Consider the following 653-nt stretch of genomic DNA (forward strand, 5'->3'; position numbering starts at 1 on the left):
GCTGCTTCATACGCGTAATTTTGTAGCGCTTTGTCAGCATAAAAGTAACGCTCTTGATAGTCCGGTAATAACCCTTTCGGTTTGTTGAATGCGGTTAAATCAACGTCATGATGTACAGTACGAGTAGAAATAACCACGTCCAATGGATCAAGTTTCGGGTCACTTGCTCCTGCTATACCAGTAAAAATCAGTTGGTTCACACCAAAAGATTCAATCAGCAAAGTGGTCGTCATCGCAGCATTGACTTTGCCAACACCAGATTGCGTTACCACGACGGATTTGCCCTCAAGCTCACCGATATAAAAAGTGTGATTCGCAACTTTTTTGATTTGTTGATTCTGAATTTTTGGCAGCAGAGCTTCAACCTCTACATCCATCGCGCCAACAATACCTATCGTTGATGCAGCAAAAGTAGGAAGTGAAAACGCGGCAAGAATGAAAACAAGAGATTTCTTAAACATACGAGTCCTGAAGTGTAGCAATGCGCCGCCCTTTTGCGACGCGCCACACATTATATACCCTTGAGATTTAAAGGGGGAATATTCCGTACGCTATCAGTCAAAACAATCAGCAATGAGGCAATGAGAGCTTCTCTACAACCTCAGTTTTTGGGTTCTTGACTTGTCGGGACACGCAGTTTCGCAGAAATAGTA

The 653-nt window shown here is 43.2% G+C and carries 1 protein-coding gene; it reads right to left on the minus strand.

Going from position 1 to position 653, the window contains the following annotated elements; genetic code table 11:
- Nucleotides 1-461 (minus strand): 5'-methylthioadenosine/S-adenosylhomocysteine nucleosidase (gene mtnN, locus R7Q48_RS28100; RefSeq protein ID WP_318133596.1); only part of this gene is annotated, 461 nt, incomplete at its 3' end.
- Nucleotides 462-653 lie beyond the last annotated feature (192 nt).

Source organism: Vibrio sp. 378 (assembly GCF_033339435.1).